Origin of the sequence: Cryobacterium sp. 10I5 (genome assembly GCF_035019865.1) — a bacterium.
GTDB lineage: Bacteria > Actinomycetota > Actinomycetes > Actinomycetales > Microbacteriaceae > Cryobacterium > Cryobacterium breve_A.
Window position 1 is genome coordinate 1 of sequence record NZ_JASJVI010000204.1, and the last position, 771, is coordinate 771.

Sequence of the window (771 nt, forward strand, 5' to 3'; positions counted from 1 at the left end):
CGGCGACGACGGCGGGGGTGCGGGAGTCGAGTTCGTCGGCGAGCGCGCCGATGCGGGGATGGTCGTAGATGTCGTTGACCCGGGTGTCCGGATAGCGTTCGCGGAGCGCGGAGACGAACTGGGCCGCCGTGAGCGAGCCACCGCCGTGGGCGAAGAAGTCGGCGTCCGATCCTTCGACGGTGGACCCGAGGATGGCGGCCCACTTCCCGGCGAGCCAGGCCGCCGTCGGCGACAGCAGGCCGGCATCCGTGGCGTCGCCCGTCGCCGGGAGCGGCCAGGGCAACGCGGCCTTGTCGACCTTGCCCGAGACGCGTGTCGGCAGCTCGTCGACGACGGCGAGCAACGGCACGAGAGCGGCGGGCAGTTCGTCCCGCAGGCGCGTGGTCGCCTGGGCGCGGTCGAAGGCGGATGCCGCGTCGACGAGGGCGAGGTAGCCCACGAGCACCTGGTTCCCTGCCGGCGTGCGCTGCACGACCGCGGCGGCCCCGGCGACGCCCGGCAGGGTGCGCAGGGCGGCCTCGATCTCGCCGAGCTCGATGCGACGGCCGCCGAGCTTGATCTGGTCGTCTGCCCGGCCGGCGAAGACCAGGCCGGCCTGCTCGAAGCGCACGAGGTCGCCGCTGCGGTAGGCGCGCGGCCAGCCGAGGCCGACGTGCGGCGCGTACTTCTCGGCGTCCTTCGCGGGGTCGAGGTAGCGGGCGAGGCCCACTCCCCCGATGATGAGTTCCCCGGTCTCGCCCTCGGCGACGCGGGCGCCCGTTGAGTCGACGA

1 protein-coding gene is annotated in these 771 nt (G+C 74.3%); it reads right to left on the reverse strand.

What is annotated here, in order from left to right; genetic code table 11:
- A partial coding sequence (locus QN350_RS19705; protein WP_323517208.1) for a non-ribosomal peptide synthetase occupies nucleotides 1–771 on the reverse strand: 771 nt, incomplete at both ends.